Origin of the sequence: Blautia caecimuris, assembly GCF_024622975.1 — a bacterium.
Taxonomy (GTDB): domain Bacteria; phylum Bacillota; class Clostridia; order Lachnospirales; family Lachnospiraceae; genus Blautia_A; species Blautia_A caecimuris.
In genome coordinates this window covers 1-1,055 of record NZ_JANJZT010000092.1, presented here as the reverse complement: position 1 = coordinate 1,055, position 1,055 = coordinate 1, and the positions used below count along the sequence as shown (strand labels likewise).

1 protein-coding gene is annotated in these 1,055 nt (G+C 40.9%); it reads right to left on the bottom strand.

Annotated features, from left to right (window positions below; genetic code table 11):
- Window positions 1–22 precede the first annotated feature (22 nt).
- Complete coding sequence (locus NSA57_RS19465; RefSeq protein WP_177276238.1) at window positions 23–961, bottom strand: IS982 family transposase; 939 nt, start codon at window positions 959–961, stop codon at window positions 23–25.
- Window positions 962–1,055: the final 94 nt, after the last annotated feature.

Below are 1,055 nucleotides of genomic sequence, written 5' to 3'. Positions count from 1 at the left end.
CTATATAATTGAAAGCACTTTTTTAGAAGATGAGATGTTTTATCTGTCCAATATCACATTGTTCTCCAAATACACTGTTGAATGCCATGCACAGGTTGTGCCCCAGAATTTTATTCTGTAATCGGGTACATAATCCATGAAAGCTTTTTGCGAGAACTTTTTCCGCATTTAACTGTTCGCTAAGCTGCGAAAATACAGTTTCCACCCTACGACGGAAGCGGAAGATCAGCTGCCGTATTTCTTTTGGCCAGTTGTTCTTATGATTAGATGGTTTGAGAGACATCAGGCAGATACCTTTTTCACGCATATCCTGCAAAAGGTTTTCCCCAGTATAGCCTTTATCTCCAAATATTGTAACCCGCAGATGGTTTTCTGCAAGGTCGCGCAGTCCTTCCCGGTCATCCACAGATGCGGGCGTAATCTCAAAAGCAGTTACATAACCTTCTATGGTAATAAGGGCATGTACTTTGAACCCGAAATAAGTTTCCTTTTTGGATGGACATTTTCCATAATTTGCGCCATCCTCGCGGAAGGAACGGCAGTAACGCGCACGCCCAAATTTGCAGACTGGAAGAGGGAAGCTGTCAATTACAAAATAACGGCTGTCAGGTATTGGGAAGGATTGAGCCAGTTTCTGCCGGAGCAGTTCCGTTACTTGTAAAAGAGCTCTTCTGGTTCGGTTAAATCGCGTGCGGCAGCATAGATGCGGAAAAAGGTGTCGATAATTACGTTTCACGAAAGAATACCATGCCTTTTCAGAATCTATACCAATGAGTTCACCACAAATGCTTAGCGTAATTATTTCAGAATCAGACATCTTTGCAGTATGCACATTCCGCCTTTGGGAAACGCATACAGGGACAGACCGTTGATACAAATCATCAATAACTGTATAAACAAGCAAAATAAAATCTTCAAAAGTTGCTGTGAGAGTGGTATAATCATCTTTGAACTTCAACATTATGTGTGCCTCCTTTCATAGCATGTAGTGGTGTACAGCTATAGGATAACATATTTTGTTGAAGTTTTTTATATTAACTAGCACAATGGGTTAA